Raw genomic sequence first — 20,350 nt, 5'->3', positions numbered from 1 at the left:
TGTCTAATCTGCATACAAGCTTAAAAGTGCAAATCAAGTAAACTTACTGAGAAAACTCAGACACATCCTTGGGTTTACAGAACGCTCGACGTGCTTTAACAAACAAGAAACTAAGCACTCCAATCACAAGAGTAATTATTGGTGCCGCCATTAATAGCATTGTGATTGCTTTGCTCATATTTTCCGGTAGCAAAGGAAGTAATGAACCAAAACCGCATAATATCAGCGTCCATAAAATCGCACTCAGCCACGCAAAGTAATGGAATTTACTAATACGTTTCACTCGCAACCCCATCATTAATGGCAATAGGGAACGAACAACCGGAATAAACCGCGCGCACAAAAGCGCAACCAATCCATGTTTACTGAGTAATACGTCGACTTGTTCCAAACGCTTTTGAGGAACCGCACTCACCCAGCCTTGGACCTTAGGTAAGCGATTTAGCCACTTGCCTTGTAAATAAGCCGCCCAACTTCCCAACCCCGCACTAACAGCTATCACCAACATGATCATAATTGGGTCAAGGACGCCAACCGCCGCCAGCGTACCGGATAATACGACGACACTGTCGCATGGGAAAGGTGCAGCAGGAATAAAACCACTTTCCAAAAAGATAATCACAGCAACAACAAAATAAACCAAACCTGCACTGCCTGGCGCCATTAACGCCGTGAAATCTTGATGCCAAAAAGCACTCAAGACCTGAATGATCGAATCAAACATAAACCGCTCCTAAGCATAATTAACCAAAAGTTGCAAAAACATGGAATGTGTTAGCGAGCATGTATAAAGCGGTATATGAAATTCGATTCTTTTCTCACGCCGATTCTGTATTTAAAGTGAGTAAAAATACTTTTAATACAACAACCTAAAGTCTCAATGCCGATGCGTTTTAGCCGCTTCATCGAGTAAATTGCCGAACGATGCGCCCACCATGCTACATCAAGCATTTCAAACCATTCGGGTTCTACATCGTCGTTCGAGCTCATTTCCTTAGCATGGCTAACCCTCAATATGTTCCGGCTGTTTAAACTCGGATAGTCTTGTTGTATTGGAGAGATAGGATGTTCTGAAAAGCGCTTCGACTTAGCGTCAACAGCGATATTCTGGTTATGAACGGAAAGAAAATTTGGGTGTGAGTGCGCCAGGCTCATGCTCGGAGCCAGCAAGCAGAAAAGTAGTCCGAGTAAAGCAATCAGAGTCGTACGCACAAAGATAACCAAAACCAAAATAATAAGTTCTTTTAACCCTGTGCGTAACTATTGGCAATTAGTATTCTTAATCGTTAAGAATACTAATTATTTTTCACCGTAAGGGTAGCTTTCAAACATCTTCGCGATTTCTTCTTGGATGAGAGATTCTCTTTTCTCAGAGCTCATTGACTCAGACAGTTTACGACTTGAAACGCCTTTCCAAACGACTTGATTAGCCTTTGCATCAACCAGTTCAACCACCAACTTCCCATACTTACGTTCTTTATATCTTTCTGGGCTTGAAGTGATCACACCAAAGCTATTCCAGCCATAGCCAAAGCTCACCGACGATCCTGAAGAAACAAGCTCGGATTCTTCTACGATATCATGATGTACGTAAAGGTCACCGCCACTATTTACCTTAATTAAACCCTTACTCTCAAGCTGTTCAGCAAGCCCTTGCTCAATACGTCGACCATCAATACTGGTAGGAGCTTCCGCCTGAGCACCGAAGTCAAACGTTCTGTAAGCTGAAAAGTCGGCTTGTTTATCTACATCGGTTGTAACGGTAGTACAAGCAGATACCAGCATCACCACCAGCCCTAATATCAAACCTCTCATCATGTTAAATCTCCTTTGGTTAAGCTGACTGTTTCAGCAGAATTACCCTGTGTTATACATACGCATCAACAGTAAAAAGTAATCATTTCAATATCTAGTCTTGACCATGAAACGTGACTGTTCAATAAACGAGATTAACCTTTACACAGAAAATCTTGAATATCATCAACATCTAAACACCTAAGAATTCGGTGTTTACGACCTAATTGGAAGCCCCTAGGCTTAGTAGCGGAATCGCGAGTGCCACAAAAAACCAGAGACAATGAACACTTTAACATCAGTCCGCTACTTTTTTAGGCAACTGACAAACATTTGATGAGAAAAGACTTTTCTTTTTCGTCCAGTGTGGCATATTAACTGAGTCCTATCGATGCGCGGGCATCGTATAATGGCTATTACCTCAGCCTTCCAAGCTGATGATGCGGGTTCGATTCCCGCTGCCCGCTCCAATCTCTTTATCCCAATTTACTCATAAAAATCCGATGGCGGAGCGAACAAACGGCGGCAGCGTTGTTTCCATGATAAGTTTGGTCGAGTTACGTCATAAAACATGTCTTTCCATTCTGCAAACGTCACGCGGATGGGATTAAAGCTGTTTACAGGTTTAGAAACCCCATATCGAACCGTTTCCACCTCTGGTTCAAACGTTCCGAACATTCGATCCCAAATAATTAATACACCCGCATAATTTTTGTCGATGTACTGACGGTTCACACCATGATGAACGCGATGATGAGACGGCGTGTTAAATACCCACTCTAGTGGCCCGAGCGAACGAATTGATTGGGTGTGAACAAAAAACTGTAAGCCCAGATTAAACAACACAACGAAGACAACCCATTTTGGCTCAAAACCAATAATCACCAAGGGCAACCAAAAAATCCACATCCCCGCTAGCGGATACATTAAACTTTGACGAAATGCGGTACTGAAGTTCATTCTTTCCGAACTGTGATGAACAACGTGCGCGGCCCACATCCAACGAATACGATGGCTAGCCCGATGAAACCAGTAATAGAAAAAATCTTGCAGGACAACAAGTAAAAGAAAAGCTGAGACGCTCATTTCGATATCAAACAAACGCCAATCAAACCACCACAAATACAACTGAGCAATCAGTAAACCCGTGAGTATGTCTGTCGCTTGGTGTAAGCCCGCAAGAACAAAATTACACGCTACTTCAGGGAAGTAATACGTCGCGCTTTCAGGCAAGCGTCCCCTTCTTTGTCCGAACCAATATTCGGCAAGCATGCAGAAAAAGAAAACTGGAGCCAGAATCATCAGAAGTAATTCTGGGCGGTCCATCAACTGCGTCCAATCCATTATGTTTCTACCATTTTGCATAGTGATCTTCAGTAAGACCCATAACTTCTTCTAACTGATGTTTGATGCCATTTCCATCGATAAGATAGCCAGAGAAATAACCGATGTACTGACGAAAGTTACTTTTGAGAAGCCAAAAATTTTTCTTCTCTGAGCGTCGATTCAAAGGCGTGAACTGTAAGTTAACTCGTTTATCTTCAGACGTAATATGCCACTTTTGCCCTTCATCACTTCGTGAAAACTGAAACTGCACAGGTTGCAAAAAGTGACGCTGACCATTAATCCACAATACATTTTCGCAATAGCCAGTTTCATTAACGCCAGCTGCCAAATTCAACCCCAGACGCCTGTCATCCTCAAAGCAATTGATACTCGCCCAGCGCCAACTTGTTTCTCGCCGCATGTACCCAGCGGAAAAATCGTAACCAGCAGCCACCTCTGAAAGATCTTGCTCTTTTCCTAATATGAACAAGTTACCGTCTACTGCTAACGCATTGTGCTTCTGAGTATATGTCCAACCCGCATAACCTGTTGGCGTACACAACATTAATGGCAAACTCATATTTTCTGGACGTAAATAGAGATCCGCATTGACTGACTCTGTCACAAAGTGGACGTGCCAAATACCATCCTTAATAGAAAACTGAACTCTTTTGTTAGCAAGATGGGCAAGACTGCACCAACTGGAAGGCTGAGTTTGATAACCTATATTAAAAGGTTTCAACCATTGTTGCTCAATCAACTTATTCTTTTTAATATCAAACAGGTAGAAAAAGCCGGATGCTAAATACCGTATATCAGCAATCGCTACTCCAATGACGTAATCAGGTGTGACCAAATTGACGAACTGAAACTGCTTATAATCGCGGTAACGGCGCCACTTAGACACTGGCTTATCCATCTCATCAAGGTAGGTAAATTTATCTAGCTGTAACGATGTTGGAATTCCATCAAGGTGGCCAAACGCTGGTAGACCATTCTGCTGAATAAACGAGTTCAGAACCTTAAGCTCATCCATATAGTTGTCTTTTCACAAGTTATCACACACACAAACTTTAACATGACGTTAACATAAACAATTTGCGTAACTGCACAACAACATCGACTAAAGTGATTTCTGCTTGTTATATGTGAAACTGATCACTCAACCACCCGCTTACTTAGCTCGCCCTACCTATCTCAACCAACACTGCCCGGGTTAGAAGCTGCACATTCTCATCCGCAGGAAATACCACTACAACCATTGAATCTTGGTCAAAATCACTATTTAATGGAAATACATTCATATAAATTGATTGCTTATTCACATCAAGGAAGAAACCTATGTCATACATACACGATACTATTGTTGCGTTGCAACACAGTAGCCCTGCGCAAAAAGAATTTTACCAAGCGGTAGAAGAAGTATTAACTTCTCTCGCGCCGGTAATAGAAGGCAATAATAAATATAAGGAACAAGCGATTATCCAGAGGATCGTCGAGCCAGAACGTCAAATCATGTTTCGAGTTCCTTGGGTTGATGATGCTGGAAATGTACAAGTAAACAAAGGTTATCGAGTTGAATTCAACTCTGCTTTGGGGCCGTACAAAGGAGGATTGAGATTCCATCACTCAGTCAATGCGAGCATCATAAAATTTCTCGGCTTTGAGCAAATCTTTAAAAACGCACTGACTGGCCTTCCTATCGGTGGCGGCAAAGGCGGTTCAAACTTCGATCCTAAAGGAAAATCCGACGGCGAGATCATGCGATTTTGCCAATCATTTATGAACGAGTTGTACCGTCATATCGGTCCTGCCACCGATGTTCCCGCAGGCGATATCGGCGTCGGGGCGCGCGAAATTGGCTATATGTTTGGTCAATACAAACGATTGACGGGGCGCTACGAAGGTGTGCTTACAGGCAAGAGTCTGCTTTGGGGGGGCTCACTCGCCAGAAAAGAAGCGACAGGATATGGCGCCGTCTATTTTGCAGAATGCATGCTCAACGACCGCAACGATTCATTGAAAGGGAAAACTTGCCTCGTTTCTGGTGCTGGCAACGTGGCTATCTACGCCATTGAAAAACTGTACCATATGGGAGCAACGCCGGTTACATGCAGCGACTCTCGAGGTACGATCTATCATGAGCACGGTATTGATCTTAAGCTCCTCAAACAACTGAAAGAAGTGAAAAGAGCAAGCTTAGAAGAATATTTAGAAACTTACCCTGAAGCAGAATACACACCAGAGGGCGACTATCCTAATGAAGGGCATGCTGTTTGGCGATATCAGGCTGATGCTGCCTTCCCTTGTGCGACTCAAAATGAATTAACGTCAGACGACGCACTGGCTCTTATCGAAAACGGATGTATTTTGATTAGTGAAGGGGCGAACATGCCAACCACCCGTGATGCTGCCAATATTATCGTGGACTCAGACATAGCTTATGGGCCTGCCAAAGCAGCCAATGCAGGCGGTGTTGCAACCAGTCAACTTGAAATGGCGCAAAACGCCAGCATGCAAAACTGGACGTTTGAACAAGTGGATAGTCAGTTGCAAACCATCATGAAGAATATTTTCATCAATGCAAACGAAACCAGTAAAGAGTTTGGCCAACCTGGAAATTTAGTTTTAGGCGCCAACATTGCAGGCTTTAGAAAAGTCGCTGATGCAATGATTGAGCAAGGTGTCGTCTAGGTGAACGAGCCAGCAGGATGACTGCTGGCTTAATATAACTCTGTAATAGGCCGCGCTTTCGATAAAGAGCTTCACTTAATTCGCAATAAGCGTTGTCACTTCTGTTTTAACGGAGTTGGCGATAAAGCAATTCTCATGGGCCATGTGGTGCAGTTTTTCTAATTGAGATGGTGTCGGTTGTTTTTCACCTGAAAATGTTATCTCAGGGTTTAACGTCACCTTTGATACCCACTCTTTTCCGTTTTCGCCTTTTTCAAGCTCCCCCACCGCTTCATCTAAGTAACTGTCCACAACATAACGTCGCTTTGCTGCAATAGACAGGAAAACGAGCATATGACAACTAGAAAGTGCCGCGACAAACGCTTCTTCTGGATCAACATTTTCTTCTACGGATAGTGGTAATGGTACTACGTGGGGAGATGGAGATGCTGGGACTTGCAACCCTCCATCAAATTGCCAAATGTGTGCCCTACTATACTTATTATCCTTAAACTCTTCGCCAGCTTTACGATGCCATTTGATTAAAGCGGAATGCTTACTCATTCTAACTCCCTGATTTTCCGACGACGAATCAACACTATCCGTCCTTGCCACAGTAAACCACAACAAAATGAGTTAAGGAAAGCATCGCACTCACAGGGACTATAAAATCTGTTGAGGATCGGCATTGTTCCTCTGGATATCATCCAAAAGTCTATGAGACTGATGGATGTTGACCTGTAACCGATTGATCAGCATCTGCAACTGCTCAATCTCGGGACTTTGGTTGGCTTTAAGTTGAGTTTCCAGGGCCTCCGTTTGGCTCGCCAAAATAGGTAAACTTAGGTTCAGTGCCATCCCTTTCGTTTTGTGCAACGTCAGCTCTAATGAAGCAAAGTCTTCAGCCATAAAGTATTCAATAAGCTCATCAACAGATGTCTCAAAATCGACAATAATGCTTTTTAGCAGCTCGTCGAGCGCTTCTGGCTCATCTCGTAAAGAAGCAAACATGCCTGAGCGGGAGAGTTCTTCCTCTGTTAACCTTAAGTTCTCGATTGGCTTACGTTGCAACTGAAGCACATTGCTGTCAATCGTTAGTGGCGGATTCTGTTTCGGTTCGAGTCTGGCTGCAAACTGTTTGAGAGCGTCTGAAAAGCTCTCATGCTGTAGCGGTTTTGTAAGCACATGGTCTGCTCCTGCTTCAATAAAGCTATCATGGGCTTCACGAAATACGTCTGCCGTGTACGCAAAGAGTAATGTCTTGATACCTAACTCTTGTCGGATAACGCGTGTCGCCTCAACGCCATTCATCTCGGGCATATGGTTGTCCATCAAGATCAGGTCGTACTCGTTCTCTTTCGCCTTTTTAACCGCGATTAATCCATTTTCTGCAACATCCACTTCATGCCCGAGCTTTTCGCAAAACCCTTTTGCCACAATGGCATTCACACGGTTATCATCAGCAAGTAGTATCTTTAAATGGTGTGATTTTGCGCGAGGTTTCGGTGCTTCTTGCTGCTTTTTCGGAGCAGATTCTACCCAAGGAATCGGCAACTCAACGATAAATTGACTTCCAACGCCTTCTATACTCTTGAGAGTAATATGGCCACCCATCAAATCGGTTAGTTTTTTGACGATGGCTAACCCAAGCCCTGTTCCGCCGAACCTTCGAGTCGTTGATGAGTCTGCTTGCTCAAACGAGTTAAAAATATGCTCGTGCTTGTCTGGCGCAATACCAATACCGGTGTCGCTCACGCGCATGACCAACAACTGATTCGATTCATCTAACTCGGTTCTAACCAGCACATGCCCTTCATTGGTAAACTTCACCGCGTTACCGGCGAGATTAAATAAGATCTGTCGTAAACGCGCACAATCCCCAGTAAATTCAGTATATTCAGAAACCTCGTTTTCCAAGATTAGCTCGATATTTTTTTCATCAACAAGTGGTTTTATTGCGCTACACACCGGAGAAAGCACTTGATCGAGCTTAAACTTAGCTTGCTCAAATTCCAGTTTGTTTTCTTCAACTTTAGAAAAATCCAAAATATCGTTGAGGATAGTCATCAGATGCTGGCCAGAGTCAAGAATAACCCTAATGTGCTCTTTCGTCGTCGGCTCTTTGGTCTCTTCTGCAATCATTTGAGAAAGCCCTAGTACGCCATTCATCGGCGTTCTCAGTTCGTGACTCATTGCAGCAAGAAAATTTGATTTCGCTTTTGCCGCTCGCTCGGCTTTGTTTCTCGCCTCTTCAATTTCAAGATTCAACTGTTTTAAGTTATGCATTCGGTGATGTGACTGATAAACAAACGCGCTAACTAGAAACATCACCGCGATAAATACAAACAACCACGTAAAACGCGCCTCACTTTGAGCAATATTGAGTAACCGATGCTCTGAGCTTTCGACAAACTCAATATAGGTGTGATCAAGCAGTTCATTCGTCAGCAATTCAATTCTTTTATCACTCGTTTGAAGCCGCTTAAGGAAGTTCGCTTCCTTTTCACTCTCAACTTCAGTTTGTGTTAGAAGCAACTGGTTGAGAAATTCAAAATAACGACTGCCACCCAATGATTGGCCGCGCTCGGTAGAAACATCTTGCTGATATAAATTGAACAACATGAGTAATGCATACCGATTTTCTACCTGAACACCAATTAACATATCAAGCTTCAACGTTGTTTGAAGCACTCGCTCCTTAAACTGTTCAAGCGTATCCCTAACTTTTATACGATTGGGTGTCACGGGAAACCAAACAGATGCCTTTGATGATTCCAACAGTGCCTGTGCTGCGATTTCTATCTCTACTAAAGATGTTGTTAACTCATAGTTTTTCCTATCTTCAACGGCATATCGGTTCACGATAACATCACGCTCTTCAATCAACTCATGTCCGATATTCATTAGCCCTGCATGAAATTCTTGAGCGTTTTTTGAATTCATATACGACATATACGCCAGTGTGCAGCACGTCAGTATCCCAATAAAAAAGCAAAAGTTGATCAGTTTGAATTTATTCATTTTCCAACACCTCTAAAATTATGGGTCTAGGTGCTGTCAACGACTGCAAGAATGCTTCAATGTCCGCGACATTCTCATCGTTCATCGTTATACCGAGCTGGGTTTTAGCCATGATTTGTATCGCGTCGGATAACTTATCGACTTGCCCATTATGAAAATAAGGACTCGTTAGCGCGACATTGCGTAAACTGGCTACTCTAAAATAGAATCGCTCTTCATCTTCTATCGTAACGAGTTGCCTGCCCGAGTCCTCTACTACTGGCTTATCCTTGAAATAGGCGAACCTTTGGATCATCGCTCCGCCGATATTTTTGCCCTGATGACACTGCACACAACCTGAAGTCTGAAATGTTTTCCAACCTCTGATTTGCTGTTCACTCAGTACATGCGTGTAACCCAATAAGTAAGCATCGAATGGTGCGCCAGGCGTCTGCAGCCCTTCAACAAACTCCACAATAGCGGACTTGATATTATGAACGTTAATCGGCAATTCATCGTCACGACTAAATAGCGCTTGATAATGTTCACTCTCTTTTACATATTGCTCTATTGTTTGCCAGTTTGAGTCCATTTCCATTGGATTATGGATTGGACCATCAATCTGAGCCATCAAGGTGTTTTCCGTTCCATCCCATAAAAAACGATAATTTAACGCCGCATTAAACACTGTTATAGAATTTCTAATTCCATCACCTTTCACCCCCGTAGAGACTGGTGTATTTTCAGCGCCATTGGTTTGCAGATTGTGGCATGTCGCGCAGCTGACATTACCATTTGACGATAATTGAGGATCGCGGAAGAGATGCCAGCCAATTCTCGCTAGCTTAATATCCACATTAGGATCACCCTGTATGGGCTGAACTAGGGAGATATCACCTAACATCTTCGCGTTTCTTGCGGTTGTTGTTTGGCTCAAAATGAGTGTTACAACAGCTAGTGCGATTGCGCTGAATTGCCTCATCAACTACATACCTTAAACTTGTCATTGATATGAATTTAGTTGCATTTTGGCGTTTTTTCCACCGACAGGAAGTTGAAAAAACGAGTTAAGTATTGCTTTGTTTAAGGCTTTGGTTGAAGAGGGAGTAATAAGGCGAATAGGAAGAAACCTATCGCCTTATGAGTAGCTAACGTATTGAAATCTGAGTTTAGTGTAGAAAAGCCAAAAACCGTTGAAACCAAGTCACCTCTCCATAGGAGATCAGATCGAAAATAGTAAAGAAAACGGCACAGATAACGGCCAACTTAATCAAACGCTGAACAATAAACATAAACATCACAATTACCAATAATTTGCTTTAGTTTACTATCTCACACAGCGTTTATATATAAAAAAGTAGTCTCCTAATTAGCCTCGGCAGCTTATTCATTAGAACCTATACTCAAGCATCTCTAAGTTATTTGGATATACTTGAATTAGGATTTCAAAAAGTCCCTGTGACCACACAAGGAGGACTGCATGAAACGACTATGGATATGGTTCTTACCTTTACTCTTGATGGCCAGTCAAGCACTGGCGAATACTGTTTGGATTGTTCCTGTCAAAGGCGCTATAGGGCCTGCTACTAGCGACTATTTATCTCGTGAAATAGAAGAAGCTCAACTAAACGGTGTCAGTTTAGTGATCTTAGAGATGGACACACCAGGCGGCTTAGATAGCGCAATGCGAGATATTATTCACGCGATTACCACCTCCTCCACTCCAATTGCGACTTGGGTTGGCCCGTCAGGATCTAGAGCGGCTAGCGCAGGGACATACATTTTACTCGCCAGCCACGTTGCCGCCATGGCTGAAGCCACCAACCTTGGCGCGGCAACGCCCGTCGCGTTAGGTGGTGCCCCTCAGCCCCCTTCATCGGATGATGGCAAAGATCAAAACGCGGAAGAAACGTCAGAAGGAACCAACGAAGGTTCAGAGAAAGTTCCCGCGAAAACCGCAATGGAGAAAAAGGTGATTAATGATGCTAGAGCCTATATTAAAGGCTTAGCAAAGCTTCATGGCCGAAATGCAGAGTGGGCAGAGAAAGCAGTGAGCGAAGCAGCGAGTTTGGACGCCACAGAGGCATTGGAATTAAACGTTATTGATTATATAGCCAACTCACCAGAGGATTTAGTCAAAGCCATTGATGGACAAACTGTTAAAGTTAACAATCGTGATGTGACATTGTCACTGGAAAATCCCGTATGGATTGAAAGAACACCCGATTGGCGAGCAGAAATGCTAGCCGTTATAACCAATCCAAACGTTGCCTACATTCTAATGCTCATCGGCATCTACGGTTTACTTCTTGAATTTTACAACCCAGGAATTGGCTTACCCGGTGTGCTAGGTGGGATTTGTCTGCTTCTTGCCATGTACGCACTACAAATGATGCCCGTCAACTACGCAGGTCTTGGTCTGCTGTTACTCGGTATTGCACTAATGATAGCGGAAGCATTCAGCCCGAGCTTTGGTATTTTGGGCTTAGGCGGCGTTGTCGCCTTTGTACTCGGTTCGATATTTCTCATGGACAGTGAGTTACCAGGATTCCAGATCGCCCTTCCTTTGATTTTTGGTATTGCCATATTTTCCGTGGCTCTAATCGTGCTGACCGTCGGCCTGCTGCTCAAAATTCGTCGCCGGCGTGTAACGACGGGTTTAGAGACTTACCCTGGGAAGGTCGCCGTGGTAAGCGATGACTTTATCGATGGCGAAGGACGCGTTCAACTCAACGGTGCGTTATGGCGAGCTAAAGCCAAAGACCATCAACAATTCAAACAAGGTGATCACGTCACCATTGTTAATGTTAAAGGGCTGACCTTAACTGTGATGCCTGATGACCGCCAAAATAAATAGGAGGCGCTTTATGATGCTCTATACCGTTGCGGTGATCGTGGTGCTGCTGTTCGCACTAGCGACCCAAATGTTCAAGGTTTTGAGAGAATACGAACGTGGGGTTGTGTTCTTTCTTGGTCGATTTCAAGAAGTCAAAGGACCTGGTTTGATCATCCTTATCCCATTTATTCAGCAAATGGTGAGGGTTGATTTACGTACTGTCGTTTTGGATGTGCCGACACAAGATTTAATTACCAAAGATAACGTTTCTGTGCGCGTCAACGCGGTCGTTTATTTTCGCGTAGTCGATCCTCAAATGGCGATTAACAATATTGAAAGCTACAGCGATGCCACCAGTCAGTTAGCACAAACCACGCTGCGCTCGGTATTGGGTCAGCATGAACTCGATGAATTGCTATCAGAGCGAGAACGCCTCAATAAGGATTTACAATCCATTCTCGATCAACAGACTGATGACTGGGGAATCAAGATTGCTACGGTTGAAGTCAAACATGTTGATTTAAATGACAGCATGGTCAGAGCCCTAGCCCGTCAGGCAGAAGCAGAACGTAACCGTAGGGCGAAGATCATTCACGCTACTGGTGAGTTAGAGGCTTCAAATAAATTAAAAGAAGCAGCGCAAATGCTCAACGAAGCACCGAATGCACTGCAATTACGTTACATGCAGACACTCACTGAAATCACTACAGACAAAACATCCACTATTATTTTTCCAATGCCGATCAATCTTGTCGAAGCTGTCAGTGATATCGCCGAAGCGGTGAAAAAGAATAAAGAGACACAAGATAAGTAAGGTTCTGACCCTAGGAAGTAACGACCACTCACGTTACTTCCTTATTTGGAACTCGCTTTAAGGATGTGCCCATCTTCTTTATCACACTCTTGTTTCATTACTTCTAAGCCCGTTTTAAAGCATGTTCGCCAAGCGGTTTCAACATCGGCATCATACCCGGAATCACACTGTCGAACCGTTTCTAACAAACTCTCAAGCCAAACATCAAAATCCTGCGGCTCTATACCAATATCTGCACTTGCATGCTTTTTCCCATACTTTTCCACCATTTTGTGCGCTTCGGTCGAGGTATCTGCCATCATAAAAAATACGATAGACCCTCTAAGCATTCTCACTTGTTGGTGCATGTCTATACCGTCAAACTTCTGTCTAAAGTTGGCACTTTTCGACCATAAATTTTTGTAGAACAAGTCGAAAAACTCCTGATCTGAAGTACAACGTTCATAGCTATCATTAAAAACTTCAATCACGTTCATGTTGCTTTCCCCTACGCCTTAATATGAGTTTAATTTAATATCAAATAAAAGCTTCCAAATAAGGACTTTTAAGTTTCAAACCGATCAACCCACATCGATTTTCAACAAAAAGTAAAAAGTGATTTAAATAAACACCCTCTTATCAATGAAAAAATATCCATTATCATGAACCCATATTCGAGGTACGCATGGTTGTCGATGCTAGTGCATCCTCATCTGTCATCACATAAAGAGGATATAAACGTGTCCCATCAAATCATTACCGATCTAAATAGCCGTTACACTGCAAAAAAATATGATGAAACCAAGCGCGTTTCTCAAGAAGACATGGCGATAATCAAAGAAGCACTGCGTTTGTCGGCGTCTTCTATCAACTCACAACCATGGAAATTCATCGTTATTGAAAGTGATGAAGCGAAGCAACGTTTCCACAATACGTTTGCAAATATGCATCAGTTTAACCAACCACACGCGAAAGCCGCATCACATACGATTCTGTTTGCTTACGATCCTAAATTTACTAAAGAGAAATTTGCGAAGCGTGTGGATGCAGAAGTAACATCTGGCCACTTGCCAGCGGAGATGTACAACAACTTTATGGGTGCTTACGCTTTTGCCGATGCAAATACGGACGAAAATGGCTTCAACGGAAGCTGGACAAAAGCACAAGTCTATTTGGCACTAGGTAACCTACTACACACATTGGCTCGACTAGGCATTGATTCAACACCGATGGAAGGTGTCGATCCGGCTCTGATTGGAGAAGAGTTTAAAGAAGAGCTCGAGGGCCATATTTGTGAAGTTGCGCTAGCGATTGGCTATCATAAAGATGGGGAAGATTATAATCATGGTCTTCCAAAAGCGCGCCTTGCAATGGATGACGTAATTACGACTCTATAGTCGACCATTGTCTTAGCTTAGCGACTTAAATCATTGTTTAAACTAAAAAGAGCCGCACATTAATGCGGCTCTTTTTTACTTGGTTCTGCGTCAACTTTACGCAACTTGCTCTGACTTAAAATTACCAAGCAATGCATCGTAAAGCTCATTGTCGCTTAACACACCAACCAGCTTATTATCTTCAACCATAAGCAGAGGCTGATTGCTACGCTGTTTAAGTTCAATCGCTTCTCGCATACTGATTTCTGGACTAACCTGAACCAGAGAGTTTTCATTAACTTCGTCAAGGTTCGAAGAATCGCTCTTCCATTGAATCAACGATTTATCTTTATCCGCTAAACTTAACCCCTTGCTCTCTTGTATCACCCAAATATCTTTATCAGGGCAAATCAGAACACGCGTATCTTCGCGAACCAAATCGTCACGCATTAAGGAACGTCCCTTCAGCACATTTAATGGATTAGTGTGAGCAACAAAGTCCGCCACATAATCGTTTTCTGGAGCAAGAATGATCTGTTCTGGCTTGCCATGTTGAATCAGCTTTCCTGATTCCATAATGGCGATGTTGTTACCGATTTTAAGTGCTTCATCCAAGTCGTGACTCACAAAAAGAATGGTTTTGTTTAGCTTTTCCTGAAGCAGAATCAATTCATCTTGAAGCTGAGCACGAATCAATGGATCAAGTGCTGAAAACGGTTCATCCATTAACAAGATATCAGTGTCCATCGCAAACGCTCGCGCTAGGCCAACACGCTGCTGCATACCACCAGAAAGCTCGTGCGGGAATTTGGTTTCCCACTCAGATAAACCGACCATTTCGAGCTGTTCACGCGCCTTTTTACGACGCTCTGCTTTACCAATGCCTTGCATCTCTAGACCAAACGCTACATTGTCTAACACCGTTAACCAAGGCATCAATGCAAACTTCTGAAACACCATGGACACGCGGTGCGTACGAAGGTGGCGCAGTTTCTGTTCGTCACAGTTAGAGAGCTCAACCATGTCGTCGCCGTCTTTAATTTTCAGAGAGCCACGAGAAATATCGTTCAATCCGTTAACCGTTCGCAGCAAACTTGATTTACCCGAGCCTGAAAGCCCCATCAAGACACAGATCTCACCCTGTTTCACGTTCAGCGAAACATTATCAACCCCAACCACTTGGCCAGTTTCATCAATGATTTCTTGTCGAGACTTCCCTTGATCTAGTAGTGCTAGCGCCTGTGCTTGTTGCTGACCAAAAACGACATCAAGATTTTTAATAGTAATAGCGTCCATGATTATGCCTCCTTCTGGTTTGGTGCTTTACACAAGCGATCAAGAATGATGGCAACGAGTACAATCGCTAAACCAGCTTCAAAACCTTGCGAGATGTTTACCGTATTCAGTGCGCGTACGACTGGTTTACCAAGTCCATCAGCACCAACAAGCGCCGCAATGACTACCATAGACAGAGACAACATAATGCACTGCGTAACGCCAGCCATAATACTTGGCAATGCCGCAGGTAACTCCACCTTAAACAGTAGCTTCATGCGGCTGGCACCAAATGCTTTACCCGCTTCAAGTAGCTCCTCCGGCACTTTAATAATGCCGAGGTACGTCAATCGAATTGGCGCAGCGATAGCGAAAATGATGGTCGAGATTAGACCAGGGACAATACCTAAACCAAACAGAACCAAGGTTGGAATTAGGTAAACGAATGTCGGTACGGTCTGCATTAAATCGAGTATTGGCCGCAACAAGGTGTATAACCAAGGACGGTGCGCCGCCATAATGCCCAACGGCACGCCAATTAATACGGAAATCGTTGTCGCTGCAAACACAAGGACAAAGGTTTCCAGCATTTCTTGCCAGTAACCAAGGTTGAGAATTGCGAGTAAGGCCAACACGATAAATACGACAAGAGGAATGCTGCGATGTAAGAACCAAGCAATTGCCGCCGTCATAATGATTGGCGCTGCAGGTGGCATCCATTTAAAAATGTCCACCACGAAAAGAATGATCGTTTCAAGTGTAATAGAGATTGCATCGAAAAAACCCGATGCATTGATGGTTAACCAATCGACGCCAGTTTCCATCCATTGGCCCAACGGTAGTTTGTTGTCCGTAATAAAATTCAAAATAAAACCTTTGTGTTAATGAAGCGGGCAAAACTCTGCCCACTTTCTTTTAAAAAAACGAGCTCAAATACTGCTTATTAAGCGTTTGTTTTTAAGTAGTTTGTAATAGCTGTTAGCGCATCTTGGCCATCTACCGTTTTCACGCCCTCTAGCCACGCTTCAATTTGCTCTTGGTTTGCATTCAACCATGCTTGCGCTGCTTTTGATGGCTTCTGTTTCTGGTTAAGAATCGCTTCCATCAGTTCATTTTCCATTTCTAGGTTAAACTCTAGATTTTTCACTAGCTGACCTACATTTGGACACTCAGCGAGGTAATTTTTACGTACGTTTGTGTAGACGTTCGCGCCGCCGTAGTTAGGACCGAAGAAGTCATCACCACCCGCTAGATATTCCATTTCAACGTTACTATTCATTGGGTGCGGCGCCCAACCTAGGTACACAATCCATTGATTGCGGCGTGCGGCACGTGATACTTGAGACACCATGCCAGCTTCACTGGACTCAACTAGGCTGAAATCTTTTAGGCCGAATGCGTTACTATCAATCATTGACTGAATTAAGCGGTTGCCATCGTTTCCAGGTTCAATGCCGTAAATGCGGTCTTTAAATTTGTCGGCATGTTTTACTAGGTCAGCGAAGTTGGTTACGCCTGCGTCATAAACGTATTTTGGAACCGCTAGCGTGTACTTTGCGCCAACGAGGTTCGCGCGTACGGTTTCAACAGTACCTGCATCACGGTATTTCGCGATATCACCTTCCATCGTTGGCATCCAGTTACCTAAGAAAATGTCGATATCGCCATTAGCCATAGAGGAGTAAGTTACAGGCACAGACAGAAGATCGGTCTTCGTTTTGTACCCCAACCCTTTAAGTAACTCTGATGTAACGGCAGTGGTCGCTGTGATGTCAGTCCAACCTACATCTGCGAAACGAACCGTTTCACATTGGTTGGCGTAAGCGCCTGTTGCTAAAGTACTTAGTGCAATTGTTGAGAAGATTTTTGTCATCTTAGACATGTTGAATTCCTTGTAATGATTACTGACTTTTTCATTTTATGAGATCGAATCGAGATCTCTTTTTGGCGGATGCATTCGTTGCATCTCTTGCCAGTCCGGTGCAATCCAAACTGGTACGTTGTTCGACGTTTCTAGGGCGTTATCCAAAATCATATCCGCGGCGCGTTCTGCCACCATAATCGTTGGCGCATTTAAATTACCGTTCGGAATGGTTGGGAAAATAGAAGAGTCCACCACACGCAAGCCTTGAATACCGCGTACTTGGCATCGCTCATTTAAGACGGCTAATGGGTCATTATCTGCGCCCATTTTGCAGGTACAAGATGGATGGTAAGCACTCTCGACGTTTTGCTTCACCCATTCATCAATCTGTTCATCCGTTGTGATGTTCAGACCGGGTTGGATCTCATCCCCACGAAACTCATCCATGGCTGGCTGATTGAGGATCTCGCGAGTAAGGCGAATACAATCACGCCAATCCTGCTTATCTTGTTCAGTGGAAATGTAGTTAAACTCAATCTTCGGCTTATCATTCGGATTCGCAGAGACAACTTCAACCGACCCGCGACTTTCTGGCTTGTTAGGTCCAACGTGCACTTGGAAACCATGACCATCAAAAGCAGCTTGCCCGTCATAGCGCATTGCCGCTGGCAAGAAGTGATATTGAATATTTGGCCACTTTAGTCCTTCACGAGAGCGGATAAACGCACACGATTCAAAGTGGTTAGTAGCCCCTAGGCCTTTGCGAGTTAATATCCACTCAGTGCCAATCAAGCCCTTGCTCACCAAGCCTAATTTGCTGTTGAGCGTGATAGGTTGCTTACAATGATATTGGAAGTACACTTCTAAGTGATCTTGCAGGTTTTTACCTACCCCTTCCAACGAGTGTTTCACCTCAATGCCCGCTTTTTCTAATACTGCCTTAGGGCCAATGCCTGAAAGCTGCAACAGCTGAACGGAGCCAACCGAACCCGCACTCGAAATCACTTCATTATTCGCAAAACATTGCTGAATTGAACCTGACTTTTCAAATTCAACGCCTACCGCTTTCTTACCTTCTGCACCAGTTTCTTCTAATAAAACTCGATGAACCGTCACCCTCTTCATTAGGGTGAAGTTTTTGCGTTTTTTAGCGCGGCTTAAGTATGCATTAGAGGTCGAAGCGCGTACGCCTTTGTCGACGGTCATATGCATTGGGCCAAAGCCCTCTTGCTGATAACCGTTGTAATCTTTTGTTTCTGGGTAGCCAGCTTCTTTGCCTGCATCAATAAAAGCTTGGTACAGTGGATTGAGCTTCATATCGTTGCCGTTACATGTGCCGACTGGACCGTGATCGCCCCGATATTCATCAGCACCACCAATCCAAGACTCTGCTTTACGGAAATAAGGCAAACACGACTGATAATTCCAGCCTTTCGCGCCTTCCTCTTCCCACTGGTCAAAGTCACAAGCGTGTCCGCGAACGTAAACCATGCCGTTGATAGATGAGCTACCGCCCAGAACTTTTCCGCGAGGACAATGAAGTTGGCGACCATCCAACCCTTGCTCTTCAACCGTCTCAAACTGCCACGCGTATTTTTCAGTGTTCATCGGGTAAGAAAGCGCTGTTGGCATTTGGATAAAAATACTTTTATCCGACCCACCCGCTTCGAGTAATAGGACCGAATTTTGACCACTTTCACTTAAGCGATCCGCTAACACACAGCCGGCCGAACCCGCACCGACGATGATGTAATCGTAGTGTTGTTGCATTTTTATTCTCCTAGGAGTTAATACTAATCACCCTAGATAAGTGAACGAAATTAGCGTAGGAAAAATGCTTGAGAACAAGGCGGAAATTTTGATAAGTAGTTAACCTACAATCAAAATTGACAACGTAGTTATCGAGCATTTTAACAAGCTAAAGTGGTCAGTTATCTACTATGAGTAGTATCATTTGTAAGGGCTTTCGAAGTCGCTTAGCTGAACCAGAACACTCTTCGTTTGTGTGTAATGTTTAAGGGTTTCGACTCCGTTTTCACGGCCAACACCTGATTGCTTGTAGCCGCCAACTGGCATTTCCGCAGGTGAGTCACCCCATGTGTTCACCCAACAAATACCCGCTTGAATTTGATGGATCACACGGTGCGCACGAGATAGGTTTTGAGTAAATACACCTGCCGCTAAGCCATAATCGGTGCCATTTGCACGCGCAATCACTTCCGACTCATCGCGGAATTTCAGAACTGACATTACCGGGCCAAAGATTTCTTGTTGAACGTGGCTCATGTCATCATCGCAATCGACAAATACGGTTGGAGCAACAAAGTTACCATTGGCTAGGCCATTGTCTGTTACTTTGTAGCCGCCAGTCAGTAACGTCGCGCCACTCGCTTTCGCGGCTTCAATCGCTCCTAGAACTTTCGATTCATGATCTTTAGAGATTAGCGCGCCAATTTGCGTGTTCTCATCAAGCGGATCGCCGACGACTAACAGCTCGGTTCGGGCCTTAAGCTGTGCGATAAAGTCGTCATAAATACCTTCATGGACAAATACACGTGTACCGTGCGTACAAACCTCACCTTGGGTGTAGAAGTTCGCCACCATGGCCGCAGAAACGGCATCGTTTAACTTCGCATCATCAAAAATAATCAGTGGAGACTTACCACCAAGCTCCATCGTTACTTGTTTTAGTGTCTTAGCGCTGTCACTCATGACGACTTTACCGGTGCCTGACTCACCCGTGAATGACAATTTTGCGATATCAGGATGCGCCGTTAGCATCTGTCCTACTCGGTAATCCCCTTGCACGACATTAAATACGCCATCTGGCATGCCCGCTTCTGAATAAATTTCGGCGAGCTTAAGCGCCGTTAATGGTGTTTCTTCTGATGGCTTGAAGATCATTGCGTTGCCCGCAGCCAGTGCTGGCGCCGATTTCCACATCGCAATTTGAATTGGATAATTCCAAGCGCCAATACCCGCGCAAATGCCCAATGGCTCACGACGTGTATAGAAAAACTGATCGTCGCTGAGCGGCTGCTGTTCACCTTGTAGACTTGGAGCAAGGCCAGCGTAGTACTCAAGAACATCGGCACCTGTTGTGACATCAACCGCGATAGCTTCTTGAATGGGCTTACCAGTATCTGCCACTTCCAATGCAGCCAACTCGTCATTACGCTCACGTAAAATGGCAACGGCTTTGTGTAAAATACGGCTGCGCTCAATCGCAGTCATCGCCGACCATGCAGCAAAACCTTTTTTTGCCGATTCAATCGCTGCTTGAAGATCGTCTTGGTTCGCTTGTTTAATGTTGGCCAATGGCTCACCATTCGCCGGATTGTAAGTGGTGAAGTGTTCATCTGAACACCCGTCGTACATCGCACCATTGATATAGTGTGCTTTCATTTCCATTT

At 44.1% G+C, this 20,350-nt stretch carries 18 protein-coding genes and 1 tRNA gene; 5 read left to right on the top strand and 14 right to left on the bottom strand.

Features of this window, described 5'->3' with window-relative positions:
- Positions 1 to 43: 43 nt before the first annotated feature.
- From IQP38_RS20530 to IQP38_RS20520, 3 genes are all read right to left on the bottom strand, one after another.
- Positions 44 to 724, bottom strand: a complete 681-nt coding sequence (locus IQP38_RS20530; protein ID WP_115386592.1) for a DedA family protein — start codon at positions 722 to 724, stop codon at positions 44 to 46.
- Positions 725 to 774: 50 nt separating this feature from the next.
- On the bottom strand, positions 775 to 1,212 hold the full coding sequence (locus tag IQP38_RS20525) for a hypothetical protein (protein WP_322621761.1): 438 nt from the start codon (positions 1,210 to 1,212) through the stop codon (positions 775 to 777).
- Positions 1,213 to 1,299: 87 nt separating this feature from the next.
- On the bottom strand, positions 1,300 to 1,818 hold the full coding sequence (locus IQP38_RS20520; protein ID WP_005373165.1) for a DUF4136 domain-containing protein: 519 nt from the start codon (positions 1,816 to 1,818) through the stop codon (positions 1,300 to 1,302).
- 371 nt (positions 1,819 to 2,189) lie between these two features.
- On the opposite strand from IQP38_RS20520, the gene IQP38_RS20515 reads away from it, so the two are divergent.
- Positions 2,190 to 2,264: transfer RNA gene (locus tag IQP38_RS20515), tRNA-Gly, on the top strand.
- Between the two features lie 16 nt (positions 2,265 to 2,280).
- On the opposite strand, the gene IQP38_RS20510 is transcribed toward IQP38_RS20515, so the two are convergent.
- Entirely contained in the window at positions 2,281 to 3,138 is an 858-nt protein-coding gene (locus IQP38_RS20510) for a sterol desaturase family protein (protein WP_005373167.1), read from the bottom strand.
- 7 nt (positions 3,139 to 3,145) lie between these two features.
- The gene (locus IQP38_RS20505) at positions 3,146 to 4,156 is read right to left on the bottom strand and encodes a DUF2804 domain-containing protein (RefSeq protein ID WP_064354710.1); all 1,011 of its coding nucleotides are present in this window, start codon (positions 4,154 to 4,156) and stop codon (positions 3,146 to 3,148) included.
- Between the two features lie 305 nt (positions 4,157 to 4,461).
- Here IQP38_RS20505 and gdhA point away from each other — a divergent pair, with 305 nt between their 5' ends.
- Positions 4,462 to 5,814, top strand: a complete 1,353-nt coding sequence (gene gdhA / locus IQP38_RS20500) for an NADP-specific glutamate dehydrogenase (RefSeq protein WP_017633658.1) — start codon at positions 4,462 to 4,464, stop codon at positions 5,812 to 5,814.
- A gap of 75 nt (positions 5,815 to 5,889) precedes the next feature.
- Here the strand turns inward: gdhA and IQP38_RS20495 are convergent, their stop codons facing one another.
- From IQP38_RS20495 to IQP38_RS20485, 3 genes are all read right to left on the bottom strand, one after another.
- Positions 5,890 to 6,357 (bottom strand): OsmC family protein, encoded by a 468-nt coding sequence (locus tag IQP38_RS20495; RefSeq protein WP_193837966.1) that lies wholly within the window; start codon positions 6,355 to 6,357, stop codon positions 5,890 to 5,892.
- A 99-nt stretch (positions 6,358 to 6,456) separates the two neighbouring features.
- The gene (locus tag IQP38_RS20490; RefSeq protein WP_193837965.1) at positions 6,457 to 8,814 is read right to left on the bottom strand and encodes an ATP-binding protein; all 2,358 of its coding nucleotides are present in this window, start codon (positions 8,812 to 8,814) and stop codon (positions 6,457 to 6,459) included.
- Positions 8,807 to 9,775 (bottom strand): cytochrome-c peroxidase, encoded by a 969-nt coding sequence (locus IQP38_RS20485; RefSeq protein WP_005373180.1) that lies wholly within the window; start codon positions 9,773 to 9,775, stop codon positions 8,807 to 8,809. Before IQP38_RS20485 ends, IQP38_RS20490 begins: the two co-directional genes overlap by 8 nt.
- A gap of 498 nt (positions 9,776 to 10,273) precedes the next feature.
- On the opposite strand from IQP38_RS20485, the gene IQP38_RS20480 reads away from it, so the two are divergent.
- The gene (locus IQP38_RS20480) at positions 10,274 to 11,650 is read left to right on the top strand and encodes an NfeD family protein (protein ID WP_005382635.1); all 1,377 of its coding nucleotides are present in this window, start codon (positions 10,274 to 10,276) and stop codon (positions 11,648 to 11,650) included.
- Between the two features lie 10 nt (positions 11,651 to 11,660).
- A complete protein-coding gene (locus IQP38_RS20475) occupies positions 11,661 to 12,443 on the top strand; it encodes a slipin family protein (RefSeq protein ID WP_005373196.1) in 783 nt (260 codons plus the stop codon).
- A gap of 41 nt (positions 12,444 to 12,484) precedes the next feature.
- On the opposite strand, the gene IQP38_RS20470 is transcribed toward IQP38_RS20475, so the two are convergent.
- Positions 12,485 to 12,919, bottom strand: coding sequence for a globin (locus IQP38_RS20470; protein ID WP_193837964.1), 435 nt, complete (start codon positions 12,917 to 12,919; stop codon positions 12,485 to 12,487).
- 243 nt (positions 12,920 to 13,162) lie between these two features.
- On the opposite strand from IQP38_RS20470, the gene IQP38_RS20465 reads away from it, so the two are divergent.
- Positions 13,163 to 13,819: an NAD(P)H-dependent oxidoreductase gene (locus tag IQP38_RS20465; RefSeq protein WP_053304732.1), complete on the top strand. Its 657-nt coding sequence runs from the start codon at positions 13,163 to 13,165 to the stop codon at positions 13,817 to 13,819.
- Between the two features lie 96 nt (positions 13,820 to 13,915).
- Here IQP38_RS20465 and choV read toward each other — a convergent pair whose 3' ends face one another.
- The 5 genes from choV to betB all read right to left on the bottom strand — a co-directional run bounded on the left by choV (position 13,916) and on the right by betB (position 20,348).
- Positions 13,916 to 15,094: a choline ABC transporter ATP-binding protein gene (gene choV, locus IQP38_RS20460; protein ID WP_042523602.1), complete on the bottom strand. Its 1,179-nt coding sequence runs from the start codon at positions 15,092 to 15,094 to the stop codon at positions 13,916 to 13,918.
- A gap of 2 nt (positions 15,095 to 15,096) precedes the next feature.
- Positions 15,097 to 15,939: a choline ABC transporter permease subunit gene (choW, locus tag IQP38_RS20455; RefSeq protein ID WP_005392552.1), complete on the bottom strand. Its 843-nt coding sequence runs from the start codon at positions 15,937 to 15,939 to the stop codon at positions 15,097 to 15,099.
- Between the two features lie 77 nt (positions 15,940 to 16,016).
- Positions 16,017 to 16,955, bottom strand: coding sequence for a choline ABC transporter substrate-binding protein (locus IQP38_RS20450; protein WP_005382646.1), 939 nt, complete (start codon positions 16,953 to 16,955; stop codon positions 16,017 to 16,019).
- 36 nt (positions 16,956 to 16,991) lie between these two features.
- On the bottom strand, positions 16,992 to 18,707 hold the full coding sequence (gene betA, locus IQP38_RS20445; RefSeq protein WP_005373209.1) for a choline dehydrogenase: 1,716 nt from the start codon (positions 18,705 to 18,707) through the stop codon (positions 16,992 to 16,994).
- A gap of 180 nt (positions 18,708 to 18,887) precedes the next feature.
- Entirely contained in the window at positions 18,888 to 20,348 is a 1,461-nt protein-coding gene (betB, locus tag IQP38_RS20440) for a betaine-aldehyde dehydrogenase (RefSeq protein ID WP_193837963.1), read from the bottom strand.
- Positions 20,349 to 20,350 lie beyond the last annotated feature (2 nt).

This window comes from Vibrio sp. OPT41 (genome assembly GCF_015163595.1).
GTDB lineage: Bacteria > Pseudomonadota > Gammaproteobacteria > Enterobacterales > Vibrionaceae > Vibrio > Vibrio alginolyticus.
Note: the sequence above shows the minus strand (reverse complement) of the source record. Positions and strands in the feature narration are given on the sequence as shown.

Excerpts from the sequence above, each read along its gene's own strand:
- betB (WP_193837963.1), bottom strand. The coding sequence starts at position 20,348 with ATGGAAATGAAAGCACACTATATCAATGGTGCGATGTACGACGGGTGT.
- IQP38_RS20470 (WP_193837964.1), bottom strand. The coding sequence starts at position 12,919 with ATGAACGTGATTGAAGTTTTTAATGATAGCTATGAACGTTGTACTTCA.
- IQP38_RS20505 (WP_064354710.1), bottom strand. The coding sequence starts at position 4,156 with ATGGATGAGCTTAAGGTTCTGAACTCGTTTATTCAGCAGAATGGTCTA.
- IQP38_RS20480 (WP_005382635.1), top strand. The coding sequence starts at position 10,274 with ATGAAACGACTATGGATATGGTTCTTACCTTTACTCTTGATGGCCAGT.
- IQP38_RS20490 (WP_193837965.1), bottom strand. The coding sequence starts at position 8,814 with ATGAATAAATTCAAACTGATCAACTTTTGCTTTTTTATTGGGATACTG.
- choV (WP_042523602.1), bottom strand. The coding sequence starts at position 15,094 with ATGGACGCTATTACTATTAAAAATCTTGATGTCGTTTTTGGTCAGCAA.
- betA (WP_005373209.1), bottom strand. The coding sequence starts at position 18,707 with ATGCAACAACACTACGATTACATCATCGTCGGTGCGGGTTCGGCCGGC.
- IQP38_RS20520 (WP_005373165.1), bottom strand. The coding sequence starts at position 1,818 with ATGATGAGAGGTTTGATATTAGGGCTGGTGGTGATGCTGGTATCTGCT.
- IQP38_RS20530 (WP_115386592.1), bottom strand. The coding sequence starts at position 724 with ATGTTTGATTCGATCATTCAGGTCTTGAGTGCTTTTTGGCATCAAGAT.
- IQP38_RS20510 (WP_005373167.1), bottom strand. The coding sequence starts at position 3,138 with ATGGATTGGACGCAGTTGATGGACCGCCCAGAATTACTTCTGATGATT.
- IQP38_RS20495 (WP_193837966.1), bottom strand. The coding sequence starts at position 6,357 with ATGAGTAAGCATTCCGCTTTAATCAAATGGCATCGTAAAGCTGGCGAA.
- IQP38_RS20475 (WP_005373196.1), top strand. The coding sequence starts at position 11,661 with ATGATGCTCTATACCGTTGCGGTGATCGTGGTGCTGCTGTTCGCACTA.
- gdhA (WP_017633658.1), top strand. The coding sequence starts at position 4,462 with ATGTCATACATACACGATACTATTGTTGCGTTGCAACACAGTAGCCCT.
- IQP38_RS20450 (WP_005382646.1), bottom strand. The coding sequence starts at position 16,955 with ATGTCTAAGATGACAAAAATCTTCTCAACAATTGCACTAAGTACTTTA.
- IQP38_RS20485 (WP_005373180.1), bottom strand. The coding sequence starts at position 9,775 with ATGAGGCAATTCAGCGCAATCGCACTAGCTGTTGTAACACTCATTTTG.